This window comes from Streptomyces sp. NPDC052496, from assembly GCF_040679095.1.
In the GTDB taxonomy this organism is placed as follows: domain Bacteria; phylum Actinomycetota; class Actinomycetes; order Streptomycetales; family Streptomycetaceae; genus Streptomyces.
In genome coordinates, this window is sequence record NZ_JBFAUH010000024.1 from 1 (window position 1) to 23,048 (window position 23,048).

The following is a 23,048-nucleotide window of genomic DNA, read 5'->3' on the forward strand; positions in this document are numbered from 1 at the left end:
CGCGGCGGCGCAGCCCGGCGCCGGCTCCCTCCAGCAGGCGTTCGCCGACGCCGCCGCGCGGTACGGCGTGCCCCAGGACGTGCTGCTGGCCGTCGCGTACCTGGAGTCGCGCTGGGACGGGCACGGCGGCGCGCCCAGCGTGTCCGGCGGTTACGGCCCGATGCACCTGACCGACGCCCGTACGGCGCTGGCCGGGCGGCCGCACCACAGCGACGGCGACGAGGACCCGCGCGGTGACGGCTCCCGGGCCCGCAAGCGGGTGCGCGCGGCGCTCCCGGCCGCCGGTGAGCTGCCCGCCAGGCTGCGCACCCTGGAGCGGGCGGCGCGGCTGACCGGGCTGCCCGCCGAACGGCTGCGGCGCGACCCGGCGGCCAACATCCGCGGCGGTGCGGCGCTGCTGGCCGCGGAGCAGCGCCGTCTCGGGCTGCGGACCGCCGATCCGGCCCGCTGGTACGGGGCCGTCGCCCGCTATTCGGGGGCCGACGACGTGCGGACGGCGGCGCGCTTCGCCGACGACGTGTACGACGTGCTGCGGGAGGGCCAGTCCCGTACGACCGATTCGGGCCGGCGGGTGACGCTGCCCGCCTCGCCGGGGCTGCGGGCCGACCGTGCGCAGCTCGGGCGCCTGGGGCTGCGGTCAGCGGCGGCGCCGGCCGGGGCCCGGCTCGAATGCCCGCGTACGGTCTCCTGTGTGTCCGTCCCGGCGCCGTACGAGGAGTTCGGCGACGGTGACTACGGGAACCACGACAAGGCGGACCGGCCGCGGGACCAGAGCGTCGACGCCATCGTCATCCACGACACCGAGGGGTCGTGGGAGACGACGCTGAAGCTCATCAAGGACCCGACGTACGTCTCCTGGCACTACACGATCCGGTCGGCGGACGGGCTGATCGCCCAGCACGTGCCGACGAAGGACGTCGCCTGGCACGCGGGCAACTGGTACGTCAACGCGCACTCCGTGGGCATCGAGCACGAGGGTTTTCTCGCGGCTCCGGACGCGTGGTACACCGAGGCGATGTACCGGGCCTCGGCGCGGCTGGTGCGCTACCTGGCGCACCGGTACGGCCTGCCGCTGGACCGGCAGCACATCATCGGCCACGACAACGTGCCCGGCACGACCCCCGCCACGATCAAGGGCATGCACACCGACCCCGGCCCGTACTGGGACTGGGCGCACTACTTCCGGCTGCTGGGCAAGCCGTTCGCCCGTACGGCGGGCCCCAGGGGCGGCCTGGTCACCATCCGTCCCGATTACGACCGGCACCGGCCCGCCTACACGGACTGCGGGAAGCCGGGGCAGCCGTGCGCGCCGCACGGTTCGACGGCGGTCCGCCTGCACACGGAGCCGAGCGAGAGCGCCCCGCTGGTCAGGGACATCGGTCTGCGGCCGGACGGCAGTCCCTCGACGACCGGGGTGAACGACACCGGCGCCCGGGCCACCACCGGCCAGCGGTACGCGGTGGCGGACCGCCGGGGCGAGTGGACCGCGATCTGGTACCTCGGGCAGAAGGCGTGGTTCCGCAACCCGGCGGAGCAGCCCACCGCGGTCGACGCCAAGGGCCTGGTGATCACGCCGAAGGCCGGCCGGGCGGACATCCCGGTCTACGGCCGGGCGTATCCGGAGGCGGCGGCCTACCCGCCGGGCGTGCCCGTACAGGCCGTCACCCCGCTCCCGTACCAGCTGCTGTCCGGCCAGCGCTACACCGTCGGGAACCGGGTGCGCGGCGAGTACTTCTACGCCCCGACGTACGACGTGTCCCGGCACGCGGTCGTCCGCGGCCAGGACGTGTACTACGAGATCCAGGTGGGGCACCGGGTGGGGTACGTACGGGCGGCGGACGTCGACGTACGGATGTCGAACAAGTAGCACGCGGGAGGCGCCGTGCCCGGAGGGGCGCCGGGCACGGTGCTCAGCCCTGCTGGAACATCTCCGCCGGCAGCGGCTTCAGGAGGGCGTACAGGTCGTCGGTGATCGGGCGGTCCCAGCTGGCGATGGTGACCAGGACGCCGTCGCTGCGGTCGAACTGGGCGCAGGAGATCCGGCCCTCCGAGCACTTGATGCGCTTGACGATCAGCAGGTTGTCGTCGTGCATGACCGGGGTGTCCTCGGTCTCGACGACGGTGACCGGCTCGTCGTTGCCGAGCGCGGCGAGCAGCTGGGCCACCTCGAACGGCACCTGGCCGTCGGCCAGGTCGCGGGCCGGGGAGCCCTCCGGGAGGTTGCCGATGATCATCGCGGGGCCGCGGCCGCCGAACAGGTCGTAGCGCAGGAAGACCCCCTGGCAGCTGCCGTCGGGAGCGGGCAGCAGCCCCGCTCCGAGATTGCCGGGCCAGTCCCCGGGGTCCATGGCGAGGACGTCGAAGTCAGGCCCGGCGGGCGTGGCTGCGCTGCGGCGGCGGAGGAAGGACATACCGCCATCGTACGTGGCCGCCGGCGGCCGGCGGGCCCGGCGTCAACCCGGCGGCGGCCCGTCCGGGGCGGTGCCGTGGGCGGACAACTCCAGCAGCCGGGGCAGGCCCGCGTAGTCCGTGCCCATCTTGCGGCAGACGTTGGACAGCAGGCGGGTGACGACCGGCTCCGGGGTGGCCAGTTCCTCGGCGATGCGGCGGGTGGGCCAGCCCAGGGCGAGCCGTTCGGCGGCCGCCCGTTCCTGGGCGGTGAGTGCTTCGGTGCCGGTGCTGTGGAGCTGGAGCGGGCGCAGTCCGGCCGCGGACAGCTCGTCGCGGGCGCGTTCCGCCAGGCCGTCGGCTCCGCAGTGCACCGCGCCCTCCAGCCCGCGGTAGAGCCGCTCGGCGGCGTCCTGGGGCAGGCCGGCCCGGCGCAGGGCGGCGCCGTGGTCGACCAGGGCCTCGGCCAGCGCGTACCCGGCGGGTGAGTGCTCCAGCTCGCGTACGGCTTCGGCGAGCAGCTTCAGGGCCCGGCCGCCGCCGATCACGGTGGCGGCGCAGTGCAGCGCCTCGCCGACCGCCGTCGCGGTGCCGAACCTGCGGGCGCGCCGTACGCCTTCCTCGGCCAGTGCGACGGCGCGCGGGCTGTCGGTCAGGGCCGTGGCGCGGGCGAGGTGCAGCTGCCAGGGGCACCAGGCGGGGTTGCGCATGCCGCGGGCCTCCAGCCGCCTGCCGACCGCCTTGAGGTGGTGTTCGGCGTGCCGGTGCAGTCCGCGGGCCAGCAGCAGTTCGCTGTAGACGGTGCGGGAGTCGGGGTAGACGACGGCGTTGGGCACGATGTCGCCGTAGCTGAAGTGGTCGGCGAGTTCCTGGGCGTCCTGGATACGGCCGCGGGCGAGCAGGATCTCGATGAGGATGCCGATGGCGTACCACCGGGCGGGCACCGCGCCGCCGACCCGCTCGGCGATCCGCAGTCCCTCGCGGACCAGCGTCTCGGCCTCGGCCAGCGCGCCGCGGCGGTAGCGGATGTAGCCGAGCAGGGCGTGGCCGAAGGCCAGGTGGGCGCCGCGCCAGCCCTTGCGCTCGCATTCGGCCATGCCGCGGGTGAACAGTTCCTCGGCCCGGCCGGGCTGGTCGCAGTACATGAACGTCATGGCGACGGCGACCGGGACCTCGAACCCCCGGTTGTCCTCGGTCCAGCTCAGCCCGCCGATCAGTGCCGCCTCGGCGTAGCGCAGGGCGGTGGCGGCGGGCTCGCCGTGCACCACGCAGTCCCAGGCGCGCAGGCCCAGGACGTAGCGCTCGGCGAGGCCGTCGCCGGCGAGGTGGTCGGCGAGCCGGGCCAGCCTGCGGGAGCGGGCGGCGGAGTCCGGTTCGTCGGCGCGGAAGGCGCTCCAGACGAAGTTCTCGGCCTGCATGCGCAGCCGAGTGGCGGGGATGCTGGTGCGCCGGGCCTCCTCGGCGGCCAGCGCCGCGGCCTCGGCGACCTGGTCGGTGTGGGCGAGTGCCTGGGCCAGCCGGTAGGTGATGGCCTCGCGCAGTTCGGGGTCGACGTCCGGTTCCTCCAGGGCTTCGCGCAGGTAGTTGACGGTGACCTCGGGGGCGGAGAGGAAGGTGGCGGCGCCCAGTTCGAACAGGACGGCGGCGCGGTTCTCGGGTGAGGGCGGTTCCCGCAGGGCGCGGGCCAGGACGCGGCGGGCGGCGTCGGGCGCTCCGGCCCGTACGTACTCCCGCGCGGCCTGGCGCAGCCGGTGCACGACCCAGTCGTCTCCCTGGCAGGGCACCTCCAGCAGGTGCCGGGCGGCGACCGTGGGCCCCAGTCCGGCTTCCACGACGGCTTCGGCGGCCATGTTGTGCATACCGACGCGCAGCGCGGCCGGTACCGCCCGGTGGACGGCGGTGGCGATCAGCGGGTGGGCGAACTGCAGGATGCCGTCGGGGGCCTCGTCCTGGGCCAGGACGCGTGCCTCGCGCAGCTGGGCGACGGCCTGGACCGCGGACTCGGTGCCGAGCGCGGCGACGCCCGCGGTGATGTCGGGGGTGGCGGAGGTGCCCAGGACGGCGACGGCCCAGGCGAGGCGGACGGCGGCGCCGTCGAGCCGGTCCAGCCGGTCGATCAGTCCCTTGCCCTTGACGGCGGAGGCGAGTTCGCGCAGGGCGGTCAGGTCGTCCCGGCCGCCTTCGACGCCGCGGTCGCGGAGTCCGGCGGCGAGTTCGACGGCTTCGAAGGGGTTGCCGTCGGTGACCGCCCAGCATTCGGTGCAGAACTTGTCCTCGGCGCTCTCGCCGATCGCCTCGCGGATGATGCTGGCGATCGCGTCGCAGGTGAGCGGGGTGAGGGTGAAGGGGCGGGTGGCGTGGCGTTCGGCGAGTTTGCGGAAGGGGGCCGCGTCGCGGGGCAGTTCCTCGGGCCGGTAGGCGACCACCACGAGCATCGGGAGGTCCTCGGCCCGGGGCGCGAAGGCGGTGAGCCAGCTCAGGGACTCCTGGTCGGCCCAGTGGGCGTCGTCCAGGATCAGCACGGTGGGCGCCTGCTGCACGGCGAGGCGGGTCACCAGCCAGTCCAGGCCGTCGCGCACACCGGTCGGGTCGGGCACGCTGCCGCCCGCGTCGGCCACCAGGCCGAGGGCCGGGGCGACGATGTCGTACCAGCTGCCCAGGACGGTGCGGGAGGCGGCCTCGTCGTACGCGGCCAGGACCGGCTGCATGAGCTGGCGTACGACGTGGAAGGCCATGCCGTGTTCCTGCTCGCCGCCGCGTGCGGACAGGATGGTGCAGCCGTGCGCGGCGGCGCGGGCGCGGACCTCGGCGAGCAGCGCGGTCTTGCCCAGGCCGGCCGGTGCGGCGAAGGAGAGCAGACCACCGCGCGGTGCGGCGGCGGGGCCGCCGCCAGGGGCGCAGAGCCGGGTCAGCGCCGTCTCCAGGGCTTCGAGTTCGGCGTTCCGTTCGAGCAGGGCACGGCGTGCGTCGCGCACCTGCTCCCATCCGTTGGACATGACTGAATCCGTTCGCCGCGTGGGTGCTCCCGCCCGCCGCGAGTGCGGGCCCGTACCGGCCGCACTCTGCCTGCGATAGCGCAGAGCGTACGCCCATACGGACCCGCGGTAACCAGGATGAGTGACATGCTGCACACCGGCGGCCGGGGCGTGCTATAAGCGCCCGCGCACGGCCGTTCCGGCCCGTCCGGGACACTCGCGAGCAGCCACTCCTGCGGACGCGTCAGGCCTGTTCCGAGCAGGGTCGGGCCGCCCGGCACGCAGGTCAGCGGCGGACCGGCGTGAGCGCTCCTTCGGTACGCAGCCGGGTCACGAGGTTGCGGGCGGCCCGCTCCCCGGAGCAGACGCTGCTGTTGGTGGTGGAGTGGCCCAGCATGTCGCCGCCCGCGAGCTGGACGCGGCCGTGTGCGTCGCATCCGGCCGCGAAGCGGGCGATGGCGCGGTAGTCCCCCGGCCGCCGGCCGATCAGGCACGGGGAGACGCGCCAGATGTGCGTCATCGTGGTGTGCCGTTCCAGTTCGGGCAGGACGCCCATCCGCCGGACGCCGGCCAGGACGTGGTCCACCACCTTGTCGTCCCCCAGGTCCCAGTTGCGGTCCGACCAGGCGCCGCGCAGGTGGGTCATGACCAGTCCGGTCCCGGCGGGTACGCGCTGCGGCGAGAGGTTGTGCTCCAGTACGAAGGCGCAGAGGTCGGGGTGTTCGACACGGGAGGCCTGCACCAGCATCGCCCGTTCCGCCGTCGGGCGGTCCAGCCCGAAGGCGACGTGGATGCTGCGCGCGTACGGCGCGTCGTCCAGGAACTCCCGCTGGTCGGGCGTCAGTTGCCCGTACAGGGGTGGTACCTGCGGTGGCGGTACGGCCAGCACGCAGGCGGCGGCGGTCTCCAGGTGCTCGGGCTCGCCCGGCCGGTGCCAGGTGACCGCCACCTCGTCCCCGCGGTCCTCGACCGAGGTGACCTGGGCGCGGTGTTCGACGGTGAGCTGCCGGGCCAGCCCCTTGGGCAGGAAGCCGACGCCTTCCTTGGAGGTGAAGAAGCCGCCGCCGCAGAGGATGACGTCGATGAAGACGAACGGCATCGCGGCCGAGACCTCTTCCGGCTCGCCCAGGCACAGGCCGGAGACGAGCGGGTCGAGCAGGTACTCCAGGGTCTCGGGCCGCAGGCCGCGGCGGGTGGCGTACTGGTGGACGGACTCGAAGTCGGCCGCCGCCATCGGGGACATGTCGTGCGGCGTCAGCAGCGGGCGCACGCGGCGGTAGTCGCGCAGCAGCTTGGCGACGTCGCCGAGGGGGAAGCTGGTCAGCAGTCCGCCGGTGGCCAGCTGCCGGCGGGAGCCGAGGCGGACCCGGTCCACCCGGCCGCCGCGGACCAGGCCGAACAGGTCGCTGCCGGGGACCACCTCGCCGGCCAGGCCGGCCGCGGCGGTCAGGCGGATCAGTTCGCGGTAGCTGTGGATGAGGATGGTCGCCGCGCGGTTGACGGCGAATCCGGAGACGTCGACGGTGGCCATCCGGCCGCCGATCAGCTCCGGCGGGCCGCTCTCCAGGACGACGGTCTCGCAGCCGGCCTGCTGGAGCCGGAAGGCCGCGGACAGGCCGGCGATACCGCCGCCCACCACGACGGCACGGGGCTGTGCACTCACAACGGTTCACCCTTCCTGCCGGTGCCCGGCCGCGCCCGCGGGGCGCCGGCCCGGGTGCCGGGACGTGGGGACAAGGCCGAAGGGTCCGAGGGGGCCGCCGGGAACGGGCCGGCCCCCGTGGACCGCGGAGCCGGAGGGGCGCGGGCGCCCCGGGGCTCACATCACGGGGCTCAGCTGGTCCCACCACCACGCGACCGGGCGCAGCGGCAGCGCTTCGAGACTCCCATCGCTGGGCGAGTCCGCCCAGACGCCGAACGCGGGTGCCGGATCGGGGGCGGCGCCCGGGTCGGACCGGTAGCGCGGGGTCACGGCGCTGTAGTCCAGGTTTCCCCGGATGAAGTGGTCCAGTTGTCCGAGGTAGCACCGCACCTCGGGAGCGGCCCGCACGGCGGTCCGGTCGCGCAGGGTGACGTACAGGCACATCAGGCGGTCGTGCAGGGCGGCCGCCCGGACCATGGCTTCCTGGGGCGGTACGCGCAGTTCGTGCTCCAGGACGCCGACGAGGTTGGATTCCAGGGACTGCTCCTTGACCTCACGGTGGTACGAGTACACGTCGTTGGCGAAGGTGACCAGTGCCGACGCGATCTGTGTCAGCGCTCGTATTCGGGGTGTCTCGGCCTCCTCGGTGGGCAGTGAGGTGCCCTCCGCCATCTCGATGACGGCGATGGACGCCTTGGTGCCGCGGTCGCGCGGGCCGATGACGAAGTAGTCCTCCAGGCTCGGTACGGTGCCCGAGGCCCGCTGGCCCATGCCGACGCAGGCGGCCAGAAACCATTCGGCGACGCCGTCGACCCAGCGCCGTACGACCGTGCCGGAGGCGTGCCGCCGGTAGCGGTGCGAGACCTCGCCGAAGGCCGCGGTGTAGGGGTCGGCCTTCTTGTCGTCGGTGGTCTCGGGGTGGTCGGCCCCGTGGATGACCTGGACGGCCATCGGGAGGAAACGTTCCGGGTTCCGGCTGAAGAGCCCGCCGTCCAGGTAGACGTCGTCCAGCAGCAGGCCCAGGCAGGACCAGTCGGCCCCGATCTGCAGCGGGTCGGTGGCGCCGTCGGGCGCGATCCGGCAGGCCCACTCGGCGGTGCGGTTGGCCAGTACCTGTGCGTGGTGGAAGTCGTCGTCGCAGAAGCCGAACTGCGCCATCCAGTCCACCACCCGCCGCTCGATGACGGCGGTCTCGTGGTGCGGCGCCGCCGGGATGGGGCAGAAGAGCTGGGGGACGACGACGGAGGCGGCTGCCGCTGCCGCTGCCGGGTCCGGGCCGGTCTCCGGCCGGTCCCCGGACAACGGGACCGCGGACGGGCGGGCGGCGGGAATCTCGTGATGCGGGGCGCCGTAGCCTGTTGCCTGCATGGTTCTCTCCATGTTCACGGTGCTTGAGGTGGCACTGCCGGCGCTGCGCCGCCGTCCGGCCTGCCGCGGGGCTCGCAGACCATGGGCAGCGGGCCCGGGCTCAGCACGGCCGCCGGGACCGGTCGTACGGTCCTGGGGGACGGCGGGCGCAGGCGCCAGCGCGCGGCGATGGCGGCAAGGGCGAGCACGGCTTCGGTCATCGCGAAGTGGTCGCCGATGCACTTGCGGTTGCCGGCGGCGAACGGGAGCATCGCACCGCTCGGAACGCTTCCCGCGCGTTCCGGCAACCATCGGTCGGGGTCGAACCGCTGGGGGTCGGGGAAGGCCTTCGGGTCCTGGTGCAGGACGTACGCGCTGTACAGGACGGTGCTTCCCGGTGCCAGCCGGTGGCCGGCCAGGGTGGTCTCGGTGGTGGTGACGCGGGTCAGCGCCCAGCCGGGCGGGTACATGCGCAGGGCTTCGGTGACCACGCGCCGGGCGTGGCCGAGCCGGGGCAGGTCTTCGGGGCCGGGCGGGCGGCCGGCGAGCACGGTGTCGACTTCGGCGTGCAGCCGGCGTTCCTCCTCGGGGTGGGCCGACAGCAGGTGGAGGGTCCAGGCGAGGGCCAGCGCGGTGGTCTCGATGCCGGCCACCAGGAAGGTCATCAGCTGGTCGTGGGCCTCTCGGTCGGTGAGCGGTTCCTCGGCGTGGGGTGCCTCCCGGGTGGCGGGGCGGCCGGGTGCCGGGGCGTGGGTGCCGTCCGGTGCCGCGTCGCCGCCGGTCGCGGGGCCGCCGTCGTCCGTGGCTTCGAGGAGTGTGGCCAGCAGGTCGTCGTGTCCGGTGGGGTGGGCGCGGCGTTCGGCGATGATGCCGTCGATGATGTGGTGCAGCCGGGACAGGGCCCGGTCGAAGCGGCGGTTGCCGGGGGTGGGGAGCTTGTAGAGGGGGCCGAGCGGGGCGACCGCGCGCAGCAGCACGCCGCGCATGGCGGTCGCCAGGCAGGCGCGGACCTCGGCCGCGATGCCCTGGTCGAGGGAGGTGGACATCAGCACGCCGGTGGTCACCCGGGCCGAGAGGTCCAGCATCGTGTCGGTGACGTCCAGGATCTGGCCCGGCCGCCACTCCCGTACGGCGGCGCCGATCTCGGCGCTCATCACGGTCGCGTAATCGGCGATCCGGGACGGCCGGAAGCAGGGCTGGGCCAGCCGGCGCTGCCGGCGGTGCGCGCCCTGGGGGCAGGTGACCAGGCCGTTGCCGAGCACCATGCGCATCGTGTCGTACAGCGGCCCGCCTTTGTCGTACGTGCGCGGGTCCATGAGGATCTGCTGCACCAGGGCCGGGTCGCAGGCCAGCCACACGCGCTGCGGTCCGAGCCGGATCGCGACCAGGTCGCCGTGGGCGGGCAGCGAGGCGAGGAATTCGAGCGGGCGCCGCCACAGCGGGAGCGCGTGTCCCAGCAGCGGGACGCCGCCGGGTGCCGTCGAGACGATCCAGGTGTCCGGCGCGGCGGCCGCGGGGCCGTGCGGTGCGCGGACGCCCGCCTCTCCAGGTATTCCCATCGGGGACCACCTCGTTGTTCGGCCGGTGTCCCGGGCCGTCGTCGAACGGGCCCGGGAGCGGCGGGGACAGGGAGATGTGACGCACCATTACCTACCCGGGCCGCCCTGCTGGTCCCATGGACATACTTTCTGGAGGGGGCGCGTCGGAGTGGGGGTCAGCTCACCGGAGCGGCCTACGCTGAAACGGTACGGCGCGCGCCGGAGCCGCTCCGACGTCGGCAGTAACGTTTCGCTCCCGAGGTGGGCGCCGTTGGGCGCACAACCGTTCGCGCAGCAGCGGCCGTGCGCCGGGGCCGTCCGCCCCCACACACCGTTCCACGCCGTGGTGGCGTACGGCGGGAGCGGATGGTATAGGGGCGCCCGCTCCGGTGGCCGCCGGCCGGCCCGGCGTACGGTGCCGGCGCCGGCCCGGAGGTGAATCATCCACCTTTCCGATCACCTCCTCTTCGTACCCTCCACGTCTGCTTGAGTTCACTTGGACCCGCCGGACCCGGAAACCCGTCCCTTTGTCCCGGCATTTTCGTTCCGCATGTATGCCTGACACTCCTGTGGATCAGCCGGTACGACGTCTCGGCCGGCGCTTCTTCAAGCCCGTTGGCATCTCCGACTCCCCCGCAACCGACCGGCCGCAGGCCGAAGCGGAATGCGAAAGGGAATACTTCCGCCCGGAACTCTCCGCCGATCTGCTGGACCGCCTCGGCGCGGAACTCGACCGGATCAAGGCGACGCTGTGGTCGCAGCAGACCGAAGCCGAGTACGGCGCCGGGCCCCGGCGGTGCTGAGGGCGGCCCGCGCCGCCTGACAGCCCGGGCCTCGACGCCGCCGCCCAGCCCGCAGGGAAGTTGCCGTGTACGATCCCCCCACCCTCCACCTGCTGATGCCGTCCACCGCCGACGGGTACCGGATCCCCGCCCAAGTCACCTCCGAGCCCGACCTGACGGCCGCGTTCGGCCTCGCGGACGGTCCCCTCTTCCGCGACCAGCCGGCCCACGAGAGCCTGGCCGACGCCTACGACGCCTACGCGGCGGCACCGATGGTCGTGCCCGACGACCTCGACGCCGAACTGGCGCAGCTGCTGGACACCGCCGAACAGCCGCCCGTCGCCGCCGACCTGCCGGTCTCCGAGCGGCACAGCCACCGCAAGCCGTCCCTCCTGCGCGCCGCCCGCGAGGGCCGGGAGGGCGGCACCCGGTCCTGGCGGCGCACGCTGAGCCTGGTCACCGTCACCCTGACGTCCGTGATCGTGGTGGCGGTCGCCCTGCTCGCCGCGGTGGCGTCCTATCCGCCGCTGCGGGCCCTGGCCGGCGAGGCCACGTCGCCGCGCATCGCCCAGCTGTGGCCGCTGCTGGTCTACGGGCCGTGGATGGCCGCCATCCTGTCCATCCTGCGGGCCCGCACCCACCGGCGCCGCACCGCCCACTCGTGGTGCGTCGTGATCTTCTTCGCGGCGGTGGCCACGGTGCTGTGCATCGCCAAGGCGCCCACCACCCCGGCGGGCATCACCGTGGCGGGGCTGCCGCCGGTGACCGTGCTCCTCTGCTTCCACCAGCTCATCCGCCAGCTCGACCCCGGACCGCCGGCGGCGGCCACCCGGCACGCGTACTCCCACCGCGGCGCCCACCGGCACCGTTCCGGCCGCTGACCCCGGCAGCCGTCCGCGGCCCCGGCGTCCTCCACGTGGAGGACGCCGGGGCACGGCGGTCCTCGCCTTCTGTTTTTCCGGTCCTTGTCCTTTCACCGTGCCGCGGCTCCGAACGGCCACGGAACAACGCGTCGCGGCGATTTTCCTCGCGCTGCCGGATTTCCGTCACCGGCCGGTCGGCTGATATTCAGATCAGCCTTCCGGGCGGGTCTGCTGCGCCGTGTCCGGGAATTCCGGCGGCGTTTCGGACGGCCGTACGCGGGTGCCCCGGCAGCACTGACCGCCTACGCCCCCCATGCGCCCGGCTGTCCGGAGGAAACTCCACCGCAGAAACGTTGTTTGAGCCGGCCGAGCGTATCCGGTAATTCCGTTGTTCGTTGGTGGAGGCGTGAACCCGTGCGTCCGTGCCCGACGAAGGAGTGAGCAGCGATGGCAGTGAGTTGGGCGAAGAGAATCGCTGTCACGGAGCCCGCCCCGAAGCCCGTCCGCTACGCCCGGTACCTGGCGCCGCACTGGCAGGGTCTGCTCCGGGTGGACAGTGAGAACGGGATCGGCATCGTGCCGGCCGTCGCGTTCTTCGGCGTGCTCGCCTCGGTCCTTTTCGGCGCGGGCGGCGCGGGGGTGGCCCTGCTGGTCGGCGCGGCCATGGAGCGCGACCACATGGCGCGGGCGTGGGTGACGTTCGACCTGGTGGCGGCCGCGGCGCTGTCCCTCTCGTACTGGCTCGTCGGCCGGTACGGCCTGCGGTTCTACGACATCGACCCGGCCACCAACGACCTGTGGCGGCTGATCACCGTCGCCAACACCGCCTGGCGGTCGCTGCCCCGGGCGCACCGTACGGCCCAGAAGCCGCGGCTGCGCGCCGTGAACACCGCCGCCCGCATCCTGCTGGCCGACCCCGAGGACACCCGTACGCACCAGATGCTGCACGCCCACGCGGACGTGCTGCGGCACCTGGCCACCACGGTCCTGGCGGATCCCCAGCAGGGCCAGCCGCCGGAGCCCCCCGCCGGGTACGCGTCGCGGGCCGTCGACCCGGCTCCGCGCGCCGAGCACGGCCCCGCCCAGGCGAACTCGCTGGAGCGCGCCCGCTCCATTCCCCACCAGCACTGAGGTCACGGTCCCCAGGGCGCCGCCGCGCGGGTGGCGGGCGTCTTTCCTGCGTGCTGTTCCGGCCGTTGCTGAGGTGCCGACCGGAGCGGTGGAGCGGGGCTGCCGCGAATCGCGCCTTGTGGGCGGTGCGCACCCGGCCGGGGACCGGGATCTGACCTTGGCCGGGTCCGTGGCCGCACCGTCGCGCCCCGGGGAGCGGGCTCCTAGGGTGGGACGCCGGAACCGGAACTCTTTTCCGTCCGCTCCCAGGAGGTCCCCGTGAGCGTCAGCGCCAAGGGCACGTACCTGATCAAGAACGTGAGCAGCGGCCTGTACCTGACCGTCAAGGGCCACACCAAACAGTCCCCAGCGGACATCGTCCAGGAGCGGCTGTACGACTGGCCGCAGCGGGCCGCCCAGGCATGGCGGCTGGAGTCCGCGCCGGGCGGCGAGCGCACCTTCCGGATACAGAACCAGCACAGCGGCGGGTACCTCCAGGTCCGCAGGTGCGGCAAGGACAAGGGCACGCCCCTGGTCCAGGAGCACCTGGAGGAGAACACCCCGGCGTACCGCAGCCAGTCGTGGCAGCTCGTCGACGAGGACCCGTACCGCATCGCCAACCTGCACAGCGGCCTGTGGGTCAACGTCCGCGACAACGCCGCGGGGCCGGGCGCGGTGATCGACCAGTCGACGGAGAACACCGGCGCCTACCGCACCGCCGAGCAGTGGACCTTCGAGCCGGTCGAGGCGCGCGGCAGCGACCCGGTCTTCGACGCGCTGTCCGGGCTGCTGGTGGAGCCGGGCGGCGGCATCATCTCGACCGTCACGCACGTCTTCAAGGCGTCGCTGGAGGCCGCCGGGGGTGTCTTCGGGACCGTCGCCAAGTACGTGCCGGGCGACACCACGCCCTACGTACGGTTCGAGGGGTTCCGCGGTGACGAGGTGATCCGCTTCTCCTCGCGCAACCGGGTCGAGGAGGCACCGCGCAAGATCAGTACGCGGTTCCCGCACCTGCCCAAGGAGTTCCACGGCGGCTTCGACTTCGTCACGCGGGCCCCGCGGCACAGCGGCCGGACGTACCTGGGGATCAAGGGTGACCTGACGGTCGCCTTCTCCGACAAGGGCGACGACGGCATCGACCGGACCGAGGAGTACTTCCCGTCCCGCGAGCTGGAGCCGTACGGCCGGGTGCTGGAGGCGGCGCCGGCCCGGCCCGACGACTCGCAGTACCTGCTGTTCTGCGAGCAGGCCACGGTGCTGATCGACGGCCGGTTCCGCGCGCCGGACCTCCGCGAGGTGCAGCCGGTGCCGCTGGACCAGCTGCCCAAGGGCTGGCAGGCCCCGGACGCGCTGGCCTCCGCCACCGTGGGCGACGAGGTGCACTTCTTCGCCACCAAGGGCACCGAGTACACCGTCTTCACCCTGCGCGACCTCGTCCAGGGGCCCGCGCCGGTCCTGCACGCCTACCCGTTCCTGCTGGGGCTGTGGGCGTGACGCAGCGGCCCCGTGCGGCCGGGTGACCGGCGGCCGTCTCCGTCCGGTCATCCGGTCCGCCCGCTCCGGCGGGCGGGCGGGCGCCTAGTCTGCGGGCATGACCTACACTCAAGGCTCCGCGCAGGTGCTCAACCACTGGAAGGCGGGGCTGCGTTCGGTGCCTGCCGAGGTCTGGGCGCGTACCGGGCTGCGGGTGCTGATCCTCGCGGACAACGGGCTGACCGTACTGCCGCCCGAGATCGGCGGGATGCGCGCGCTGCACACGCTCGACCTCGGCCACAACGCGCTCACGGACCTGCCCGAGCAGATCGGGAACCTGACCGGCCTCACCCGCTTCCTGTACCTGCACGACAACCGGCTCACCGGGCTCCCGGCGGCCCTCGGCAAGCTGGACCGGCTCGGCTACCTCAACATCGGGGAGAATCCGCTCGGCCGGCTTCCCGAGTCGCTCGGCGGCATGGCCTCGCTGCACGAACTCCGCGCACAGCACGCGGCTCTCACGGACCTCCCGGCCTCCCTCGGCCGGCTCGCACACCTGCGGGAGCTGTGGCTGCGCGGCAACCGTCTGGCGGGGCTGCCCGCCGCCATGAGCCGCCTCCGGGCCCTACGGGAACTGGAGCTGCGGGAGAACGCGCTCGCTCAGGTCCCGGAGGCCCTGCGCGGGCTCCCGTCGCTGCGCCGGCTCGACCTGCGCGGCAACCGCCTGCACGGCGTACCGCACTGGCTGGCCGAGCTGCCGTGCCTGGAGAAGCTGGACCTGCGCTGGAACTCCGTGGACCACGACGCACCGCCGCTGCGCGCGCTGCGCGAGCGCGGCTGTGTCGTCCTGGCCTGAGAGCGCCTCCACAGACGTCAGGTGAGGTCGAACTCCCCCTCCCGGGCGCCGAGGACGAAGCCGCGCCACTCGGCCGGTGTGAAGACCAGCGCGGGCACTTCCGGGGTGCGCCGGTTGCGCATCGCGATCCAGCCCTCGACGAAGGCCACCTGCACGTCCCCCATCCCCTGGCTGCTGGACTGCCACGCGGCGCCGGTCAGGTCGAGCTCCGGCCTGCTCCCGTCCGCGAGCCGCTGTTCCATGATGCCCTCGGCCACGTCGCTGCTCCTCCCGGTTCGGCGTCGCGGTCAGCCTAGTCACCCCGCCCGGTGTCGGACAGGGCGCGCTTCAGGTGGCGGGCGGCTCGGCGCCGACCAGCCACATCGAGAAGAACTGGGAGCCGCCTCCGTACGCGTGGCCCAGGGCCCGGCGCGCGCCGGGGACCTGGTGTTCCCCTGCCTGTCCGCGTACCTGGAGCGCCGCCTCGGCGAAGCGGATCATGCCGGAGGCGCCGATGGGGTTGGCGGAGAGCACCCCTCCGGAGGGGTTGACGGGCAGGTCGCCGTCGAGTTCCGTCACGCCCGACTCGGTGAGTTTCCAGCCCTCACCCGGCGCGGCGAAGCCCAGGTTCTCCAGCCACATCGGCTCGTACCAGCTGAAGGGCACGTACATCTCGACCGCGTCGATCTCCCGGCGCGGGTCGGTGATCCCGGCCTGCCGGTACACCGCCGCCGCGCAGTCCTTGCCGGCCTGTGGGGAGACGAAGTCCTTGCCGGCGAAGAGGGTCGGCTCGCTGCGCATCGCCCCGCCGTGCACCCAGGCGGCGGGCCGGGGTGCCCGCCGCGCGCCCGCCCGGTCGGTCAGGACCATCGCGCAGGCACCGTCCGAGGACGGGCAGGTCTCGGAGTAGCGGACCGGATCCCAGAGCATCGGGGACGCCTGGACCTTGGCGAGCGTGATGTCGTGTTCGTGGAGGTGCGCGTACGGGTTCTTCAGCGCGTTGCGGCGGTCCTTGTACGCGACCAGGGAGCCGACCGTGGCGGGCGCGCCCGTACGCCGCATGTACGCGCGTACGTGCGGGGCGAAGAATCCGCCCGCGCCGGCCAGCAGCGGCTGCTGGAACGGTACCGGCAGCGACAGCCCCCACATCGCGTTGGACTCGGACTGCTTCTCGAAGGCCAGGGTCAGCACGGTGCGGTGCACGCGGGCGGCGACGAGGTCGGCCGCGACCAGCGCGGTGGAGCCGCCGACCGAGCCGGCGGTGTGCACGCGCAGCATCGGCTTGCCCACCGCGCCGAGCGCGTCGGCCAGGTACAGCTCGGGCATCATGACGCCCTCGAAGAAGTCGGGGGCCTTGCCGATGACCACGGCGTCGATGTCCTGCCAGGTCAGTTCGGCGTCGTCGAGGGCGCGTCGGGCCGCCTCGCGCACGAGCCCGGCCAGGGAGACGTCGCGGCGCGCGGCGACGTGCCGGGTCTGGCCGATGCCGATGACGGCGACCGGTTCCTTGCGGGCGGTGGTCCGGGACGCTCCGGCCTCGCTCATCGCGGTTCCCCTTCGAGTACGGCGACCAGGTTCTGCTGGAGGCAGGGCCCCGAGGTGGCGTGGGCCAGGGCCCGCCGCGACGCGCCGTCGCGGATGCGCGCCGCGGCCTCGCCGATCCGGATCAGGCCGGTGGCCATCATGGGGTTCGCGGCGAGGGCGCCGCCGGACGGGTTGATCCGTACCGCGTCGTCCAGCCGCAGCGCCGTGCGGAGCACCACCTCCTGCGAGGTGAAGGGCGCGTGCAGTTCGGCGGTGTCCACCGGCCGTTCGAAGGCTCCGGCGCGTTCCGCGGCGAGCCGGGTGGAGGGCGAGTCGGTGAGGTCCCGTACGCCGAGTCCGTGGGCCTCGACGCGGTGGTCCATGCCGTGGATCCAGGCGGGCCGGTCGCACAGCCGCCGCGCGGTGTCACCGGCCGCGAGGACCACGGCGGCGGCGCCGTCGGTGACCGGCGGGCAGTCACCGGTGCGCAGGGGCCGGACGGCGTACGGGCCGTGCCGTACGGTGCCGCTGAGCCGGGCGTGCGGAGGGGCCGCGGCGTCGGCGCGGCGGCGGGCCGCGATCCCGGCCAGCGCCGCCTCGTCCGTGTCGCCCGCGTCGATGAGGGCCTGGGCCTGGAGGGCGGCCAGGGAGACGGAGTCGGGCCACAGGGGCGCGAGGTAGTACGGGTCGAGCTGGCGGGTGAGCACGTCGCGGACCTCGCCGGACGAGGACTTGCCGTACGCGTACACGAGCGCCGTCTCCGCGTCGCCGGTCAGCAGCTTGACCCACGCCTCGTACAGCGCCCAGGCGCCGTCCGTCTCGACGTGCGACTCGGCGATGGGCGGCCAGGCACCGACGCTGTCCAGCGCCATGGTGAACGAGAAGGCCCGCCCGGCCAGGTAGTCCGACGACCCGGAGCAGGTGAAGTCGATCTCCGCGGCCCGCAGCCCGGCCTGGCCCAGGGCGTCCTGGAGCACCGGCAGCAGCAGTTCGGCCTCGGAGATCTCGGCGGTGTCACGGGTGGGGTCGCTCTGCGCGAAGGCGACGACCGCGATCTCGCGGGGCGGCCCGGCCGTTGTGTGGCTCGCGGGCATCAGACCAGCTCCTTGTAGCTGTCATAGGCGGCGTCCGGTTCGCCGGTGGGCCGGTAGTGGTCCGGGTAGCGGCCGTCGTCGCGCCACACCGGTTCCACTCGCAGGCCCATGCGGACCTCGTCGTACGGGATGCCGCCGATCCGGGCGTGCAGGGCCAGGTCGGCGCCGTCCAGGGCGATGTGCGCGTAGACGTACGGCACGTCGATGTCGAGGTTCTTCGCCTTGATGTTGACGATGCAGAAGGTGGTGACGGTGCCCCTGGGACCGACCTCGACCTGGTCGCGGGTGGCCACGCCGCAGGTGGGGCAGGCGCCGCGGGGTGGTACGTACACCTTCCGGCAGGAAGGGCAGCGCTCGCCGACGGTGCGGTGCCCGGCGAGGGCGGCGAGGTAGCGGGACTGGGCGCGGCCGGGCGAGTAGGTGTAGTCGAGGCGGGCGGGGGCGACGATGCCGGTGACGGGGTCGGGGAACTCGCCGCTGTGCGGGACGGGTTCGGTGGCTGCGTCACTGTGCGGGGTAGGTTCAGCGGCCGTCGCGGTCTCGTACGGCTCGAAGCACGCGATGTCGGTGATGGCGCCGGTGCGCTCGGGCGCCCAGCGGACGCGTACCCGCATCCCGGTGTGCACGGCTTGCGGCCCGGGTGCGTCCAGGGCGTGCAGCAGCGCGGTGTCCGCTCCGTCGAGGCGGACCAGCGCCCAGGCGAACGGCGTCTCCAGCGGCTGGTTGCGGCGCGGTGCCGGGTTCCAGGCCCAGGTGGTGACGGTGCCGGTGGCGCCGACCTCGACGAGGTCGCGCAGTTCCTCGGCCGTGGCCGGATCGTACTCGACGGGCGGCACCAGCACCCGCCCGTCCCCGGTCCGCACACCCAGCACGACCCGCTCGCGCAGCCCGGTGAGGAAGGCGCTCTGTACGGGCCCGAGGGACCGGGTGAAGGGGAACTCGACGACGAGCGGGGCCGACAGCACATCGGGGGTGCGGGAGGTCGGGGTCATGCGGGGCTCCTCGCTTCCGTACGGGGTCGGGCGCGGCGGGGCGGAGCGGCAGGCCGGCGGGGCGGACCGGCAGGCCGGCCGGCCAGGGTCAGGCGCGCCGGAAGACGGGCGGGCGCTTCTCGGCGAAGGCGCGGGCGCCTTCCTTGGCGTCGGCCGTGTCGAAGACCGGCCAGCCGCGTTCCAGCTCGGCCTTGAGCCCGTCCTCCTCGGTCATCGCCGCGGTCTCGTGGACGGACGCCTTGACCGCCTCCACGGCGAGCGGGCCGCACGCGTTGATCTGCGCGGCGATCTCCAGGGCCGTGCCGAGCGCGTCGCCGTCCGGCACGACGCGCCCGATCAGCCCGATGCGTGCGGCCTCCTCCGCGCTGTACGGGCGCCCGGTGAGCAGCATCTCCAGGGCGTGGGTGCGCGGAATCTGGCGGGGCAGCCGGACCGTCGACCCGCCGATGGGGAACAGTCCGCGCCGTACCTCGAAGAGCCCGAACGTGGCGCTCCGCCCGGCCACCCGGATGTCGGTGCCCTGGAGGATCTCCGTACCGCCGGCGACGCACGGCCCTTCGACGGCGGCGATGACCGGCTTGCGCGGGCGGTGGTGGCGCAGCATGGCCTTCCAGTGCAGGTCCGGGTCGGCCTTCAGGCGCTCGCGGTACGGCTCGCCGTCCATGCCCCGCCCGGCCAGCGCCTTGAGGTCCATGCCGGCGCAGAAGGCGCCGCCCGCGCCGGTGAGGACGACCGAGCGCACGCTGTCGTCCTCGTCGGCGGTGACCCAGCCGTCGTACAGGCCCACCAGCATCGGCAGGGAGAGCGCGTTCTTCGCCTCCGGCCGGTCGAGGGTGAGCACCAGGGTCGCGCCGTCGCGTGCCACGGTGAGGTGTTCGGTCCCGCCCATGCGTCCTCCTGTCCGTACGGTCGTACGGTCGCGAGCCGTGCGGTACCGGCCGGGCCGCCTGCGGGCCGTACGCGCCCGCCGCCGGCCGGCGGCCGTCCGCCCGGAACGTAGAACAGGTTGCAGTAGCCCGGAGCCGACTTCAAGAGATTCCTGACAGTCAGTCAGTTTCCGTCGCCCGGCCCCTTCCCCCGTGCGGCGCGCGGCGCTCTAATGACCGCGAGCCGACGCCGCCCGTTCTGGAGGAGACGTGGAATACAACCTCGCCGATCTGTTCGAGTCGGTCGTCGACACGGTTCCCGGACGCGAGGCGCTGGTCTTCCTCGACCATCCGGGTACGGGCGCGGAGCGCCGGCTCACGTACGCGGAGCTGGACCGCGCCGCCAACCGCCTCGCCCACCACCTGCACGACCACGGCGTCACCCCCGGCGCGCACGTCGGCCTGCACCTCTACAACGGCGTCGAATACCTCCAGACCCTGTACGCCTGCCTGAAGATCCGCGCCGTCCCGGTCAATGTGAACTACCGCTACGTCGAGGACGAACTGGCCTACCTCTACCGGGACGCCGACCTCGTGGCCCTGGTCTTCGACGCCGAGTTCACCGGCCGGGTCGCCGCCGCCCTGCCGCACGCGGAGCGACTGCGCCACCTGGTGCGGGTGGGCACGCCGCCCGCGGACGCCCCGGAGCCCGCCGTCGCACCGGTGCCGTTCACGGACGCCGAGGCCTCCGGGGCGCCGGACCACGACTTCGCCCCGCGCTCCGGCGACGACCGGCTCGTCATCTACACCGGCGGCACCACCGGGATGCCCAAGGGCGTCCTCTGGCGGCACGAGGACATCTTCTTCTCCGGCATGGGCGGCGGCGCGCCGACCGGCGAACCCGTACGGCGCCCCGAGGAACTGGCCGAACGCGTCGCCGCCGGCGGCGACGGGCTCGTCTTCTTCCCCACGCCCCCGCTGATGCACGGCACCTCCACCCTCACCGCCTTCATCGCCTTCCACTTCGGGCAGAAGGTGGTCCTGCACCGCAAGTTCGTACCGGAAGAGGTGCTGCGCACCATCGAACGCGAGAAGGTGACCAGCGTCTCGCTGGTCGGCGACGCGATGCTGCGCCCGCTCGCGGACGCGCTGGCGGGTCCGCTCAAGGGCACCGACTGTTCCTCGCTGTTCAGCGTCAGCAGCTCCGGGGCGGTCCTCTCGGAGACCGTACGGGCCCAGTTCGCCGCCCTGGTGCCGGGCGCCCTGCTGCTCAACAACTTCGGCTCCTCCGAGTCCGGCTTCAACGGCACCGCCACCGAGGACTCGGGCCCCGGCCGGGGCTTCCGGTTACGCGTCAACGCGCACACGGCGGTGGTCGACCCCGCCTCCCCGGTCCCCGTGCGGGTGGCGGCGGGCGAGGTGGGGCGGCTCGCGCTCCGCGGGCACGTACCGCTCGGTTACTACAACGACCCGCGCAAGACCGCCGAGACGTTCTTCGAGGCGGACGGCGAGCGGTGGGTGCTGCTGGGCGACATGGCGACCGTCGACGAGGCGGGTGTCGTCACCGTCCTCGGCCGGGGCTCGCAGTGCATCAACTCGGGCGGCGAGAAGGTGTACCCGGAGGAGGTGGAGCAGGCGCTGAAGGCGCATCCGGACGTGTACGACGCGCTGGTGGCCGGGGTGCCGGACGAGCGGTGGGGCAGCCGGGTGGCCGCCGTCGTACAGCTCCGGGACGGGGCCGCGCCGCTGGGCCTGGAGGCCGTGCAGCGCCACTGCCGTGCACGGCTGGCCGGCTACAAGATCCCGCGGTCGGTCGTCTTCACCGAGCACATCCAGCGCTCCCCGAGCGGGAAGGCGGACTACCGGTGGGCCAAGGCGGTGGCTTCGGAGGAGGCTTCGGGGGCGAGGGCTCCGAAGGAGGAGCCTTCGGGGGCGAGGGCTCCGGAGGAGGGGGCTTCTGAGGCGGACGGTCGTGAGGCGCGGGGTTGACGAGACCCGGCGCCACCCCGCACGGACCGGGCTCCGGCCGCCGCCCCGACGGCGGCCGGAGCCCCTGACCGGCTGGTTCAGGCGGTACGGCAGTGGTGACGGCGCGGCCCACACACCCGCGAAGTGGTGTGCGCCGCGCCAGGCCAGGGTATGACAGCAAAAATTTTCGACATGAGGACGTTCTCCTGAGTGGGAGGAAGGGGACATCCGCACGGTTGCCCGTACCCCGCGCCGGGACGACAACCGGCCCCGTCCCTTCACCCGCTTGGCACACGCCGCTCCCCCCGAATGCAGCAAGCCGGGGCCCGCACCAAGGGTGGGAAGGGGACCGGCGGGGGTTCTAACCTGAAGCATGGACTTCGACGGCGTGGCGCTCGGCAGCGCCCCCTCCGGTACGTCCGGTGTTCCGGTACGGCTCGACCCGGCCGCGCACGACCCCCGCTCCGGCACGGCCTCGCTGTGTGCGGCGGGTCCGCTGGTGCCCGTCCTCCTGCCCGGCGGCGTGTCGGCCTGGCTGGTGACCCACCATCAGGCGGGGCGCGAGGTGCTGGCCGACAGCCGCTTCGTCAAGGACATCGGCGCCTGGCGCGCCTGGCGCAGCGGTGAGGTCCCGCGTTCCTGGCCGCTGGCGCCGCTGCTGACCGTGGCCAACATGACCACCGCGACGGCGGGCGACCACACCCGGCTGCGCGCCCCGCTGGCCCGCGCGTTCACCGCGCGCCGCGTGGAGCGGCTCAGGCCGCGCGTCGCGGAGCTGGCCGGCGAGCTGCTGGACGGGCTCGCCGCGGACCGGTCCGGGGAGCCGGTCGAGTTGCGCGCCCGTTACGCCCATCCGCTGCCGATTCGGGTCATCTGCGAGCTGTTCGGCGTACCCGACAGCCGTCGCGAACGGCTGCGGTCACTGTGCGGGGCGCTGTTCGCCACCCCGTCGGACCCGTCCGAGGCGCCGGCGGTCCACCGTGAGCTGCGCGCCGTGCTCGCCGGTCTCCTCGGCGAGAAGCGGGAGCGGCCCGGGGACGACCTGACGAGTGCGCTGGTGGCCTCCGGCACGGAACAGCTCAGCGAGACCGAGCTGGTCGACACGCTCGTGCTGATGATCGTGGCCGGACACGAGACCACGGTGAACCTGCTGGGCAACGCCGTGCACGCGCTGCTCACCCACCCCGGCCAGCTCGCCCTGGCGCGCAGCGGGCAGGTGCCCTGGAGCGCGGTGGTCGAAGAGGCGCTGCGCTGGGATCCGCCGGTCGCGCACTTCCCGTTCCGCTACGCGCTGTGTGACGTGGACGTGGCCGGCCGGACCGTACGCGCGGGCGACGCGGTGATGCTCTCGTACACCGCGTTCGGCCGCGATCCGCGGCAGCACGGGCCGGCGGCCGAGCGCTTCGACATCACCCGCTCCCCCATCCGCCACCTCACCTTCGGGCACGGCATCCACCACTGCCTCGGCGCGCCGCTCGCCCGGCTGGAGGCGGCCGTCGCCCTGCCCGCGCTCTTCGACCGTTTCCCGGGCCTCGCCCTGCACGACCCGGAGCACCCGCCCGCCCGCCGCCCGTCCCTGGTCTTCAACGGGTTCGGCGAACTGCCGGTGGTGCTTGCGGGGGCGCGGGGCGGGTCCTGACGTCGGGAGGGG

The 23,048-nt window shown here is 73.7% G+C and carries 18 protein-coding genes; 8 read left to right on the forward strand and 10 right to left on the reverse strand.

Annotated elements, in window-relative coordinates:
• On the forward strand, nucleotides 1–1,867 hold a 1,867-nt coding region (locus AB0L45_RS28500), incomplete at its 5' end, for a peptidoglycan recognition family protein (protein ID WP_365844845.1).
• A gap of 43 nt (nucleotides 1,868–1,910) precedes the next feature.
• Here the strand turns inward: AB0L45_RS28500 and AB0L45_RS28505 are convergent.
• From AB0L45_RS28505 to AB0L45_RS28525, 5 genes are all read right to left on the reverse strand, one after another.
• Entirely contained in the window at nucleotides 1,911–2,411 is a 501-nt protein-coding gene (locus AB0L45_RS28505; RefSeq protein WP_365844847.1) for a hypothetical protein, read from the reverse strand.
• 42 nt (nucleotides 2,412–2,453) lie between these two features.
• On the reverse strand, nucleotides 2,454–5,384 hold the full coding sequence (locus AB0L45_RS28510) for an AAA family ATPase (protein WP_365844849.1): 2,931 nt from the start codon (nucleotides 5,382–5,384) through the stop codon (nucleotides 2,454–2,456).
• 265 nt (nucleotides 5,385–5,649) lie between these two features.
• Nucleotides 5,650–7,026 carry an FAD-dependent oxidoreductase gene (locus AB0L45_RS28515; protein ID WP_365844851.1) on the reverse strand — a complete coding sequence of 459 codons (1,377 nt, stop codon included), beginning with the start codon at nucleotides 7,024–7,026 and terminating at the stop codon, nucleotides 5,650–5,652.
• Between the two features lie 156 nt (nucleotides 7,027–7,182).
• Nucleotides 7,183–8,373, reverse strand: coding sequence for a terpene synthase family protein (locus AB0L45_RS28520; RefSeq protein WP_365844853.1), 1,191 nt, complete (start codon nucleotides 8,371–8,373; stop codon nucleotides 7,183–7,185).
• A gap of 14 nt (nucleotides 8,374–8,387) precedes the next feature.
• The gene (locus AB0L45_RS28525) at nucleotides 8,388–9,911 is read right to left on the reverse strand and encodes a cytochrome P450 (protein WP_365844855.1); all 1,524 of its coding nucleotides are present in this window, start codon (nucleotides 9,909–9,911) and stop codon (nucleotides 8,388–8,390) included.
• Nucleotides 9,912–10,459: 548 nt separating this feature from the next.
• On the opposite strand from AB0L45_RS28525, the gene AB0L45_RS28530 reads away from it, so the two are divergent.
• The 5 genes from AB0L45_RS28530 to AB0L45_RS28550 all read left to right on the forward strand — a co-directional run bounded on the left by AB0L45_RS28530 (nucleotide 10,460) and on the right by AB0L45_RS28550 (nucleotide 14,974).
• The gene (locus tag AB0L45_RS28530; RefSeq protein WP_365844857.1) at nucleotides 10,460–10,693 is read left to right on the forward strand and encodes a hypothetical protein; all 234 of its coding nucleotides are present in this window, start codon (nucleotides 10,460–10,462) and stop codon (nucleotides 10,691–10,693) included.
• Nucleotides 10,694–10,758: 65 nt separating this feature from the next.
• Nucleotides 10,759–11,553: a DUF2637 domain-containing protein gene (locus AB0L45_RS28535; RefSeq protein WP_365844859.1), complete on the forward strand. Its 795-nt coding sequence runs from the start codon at nucleotides 10,759–10,761 to the stop codon at nucleotides 11,551–11,553.
• 429 nt (nucleotides 11,554–11,982) lie between these two features.
• A complete protein-coding gene (locus tag AB0L45_RS28540) occupies nucleotides 11,983–12,666 on the forward strand; it encodes a hypothetical protein (RefSeq protein WP_365844861.1) in 684 nt (227 codons plus the stop codon).
• A 258-nt stretch (nucleotides 12,667–12,924) separates the two neighbouring features.
• The gene (locus AB0L45_RS28545) at nucleotides 12,925–14,139 is read left to right on the forward strand and encodes an RICIN domain-containing protein (protein WP_365844863.1); all 1,215 of its coding nucleotides are present in this window, start codon (nucleotides 12,925–12,927) and stop codon (nucleotides 14,137–14,139) included.
• Between the two features lie 97 nt (nucleotides 14,140–14,236).
• Nucleotides 14,237–14,974 carry a leucine-rich repeat domain-containing protein gene (locus AB0L45_RS28550; protein ID WP_365844865.1) on the forward strand — a complete coding sequence of 246 codons (738 nt, stop codon included), beginning with the start codon at nucleotides 14,237–14,239 and terminating at the stop codon, nucleotides 14,972–14,974.
• A 17-nt stretch (nucleotides 14,975–14,991) separates the two neighbouring features.
• Here AB0L45_RS28550 and AB0L45_RS28555 read toward each other — a convergent pair whose 3' ends face one another.
• From AB0L45_RS28555 to AB0L45_RS28575, 5 genes are all read right to left on the reverse strand, one after another.
• Nucleotides 14,992–15,231 (reverse strand): DUF397 domain-containing protein, encoded by a 240-nt coding sequence (locus tag AB0L45_RS28555; RefSeq protein ID WP_365844867.1) that lies wholly within the window; start codon nucleotides 15,229–15,231, stop codon nucleotides 14,992–14,994.
• Between the two features lie 70 nt (nucleotides 15,232–15,301).
• A complete protein-coding gene (locus tag AB0L45_RS28560; RefSeq protein WP_365844869.1) occupies nucleotides 15,302–16,498 on the reverse strand; it encodes a thiolase domain-containing protein in 1,197 nt (398 codons plus the stop codon).
• Nucleotides 16,495–17,571, reverse strand: a complete 1,077-nt coding sequence (locus tag AB0L45_RS28565) for a thiolase domain-containing protein (RefSeq protein ID WP_365844871.1) — start codon at nucleotides 17,569–17,571, stop codon at nucleotides 16,495–16,497. Before AB0L45_RS28565 ends, AB0L45_RS28560 begins: the two co-directional genes overlap by 4 nt.
• Nucleotides 17,571–18,563, reverse strand: a complete 993-nt coding sequence (locus tag AB0L45_RS28570; RefSeq protein ID WP_365844873.1) for an OB-fold domain-containing protein — start codon at nucleotides 18,561–18,563, stop codon at nucleotides 17,571–17,573. Before AB0L45_RS28570 ends, AB0L45_RS28565 begins: the two co-directional genes overlap by 1 nt.
• Nucleotides 18,564–18,651: 88 nt before the next feature.
• Complete coding sequence (locus AB0L45_RS28575) at nucleotides 18,652–19,452, reverse strand: crotonase/enoyl-CoA hydratase family protein (RefSeq protein WP_365844875.1); 801 nt, start codon at nucleotides 19,450–19,452, stop codon at nucleotides 18,652–18,654.
• A gap of 247 nt (nucleotides 19,453–19,699) precedes the next feature.
• On the opposite strand from AB0L45_RS28575, the gene AB0L45_RS28580 reads away from it, so the two are divergent.
• Both AB0L45_RS28580 and AB0L45_RS28585 read left to right on the forward strand, forming a co-directional pair.
• A complete protein-coding gene (locus AB0L45_RS28580) occupies nucleotides 19,700–21,418 on the forward strand; it encodes an acyl-CoA synthetase (protein WP_365844877.1) in 1,719 nt (572 codons plus the stop codon).
• Nucleotides 21,419–21,770: 352 nt separating this feature from the next.
• Nucleotides 21,771–23,036, forward strand: coding sequence for a cytochrome P450 (locus AB0L45_RS28585; RefSeq protein WP_365844879.1), 1,266 nt, complete (start codon nucleotides 21,771–21,773; stop codon nucleotides 23,034–23,036).
• The last annotated feature ends 12 nt before the right edge of the window (nucleotides 23,037–23,048 follow it).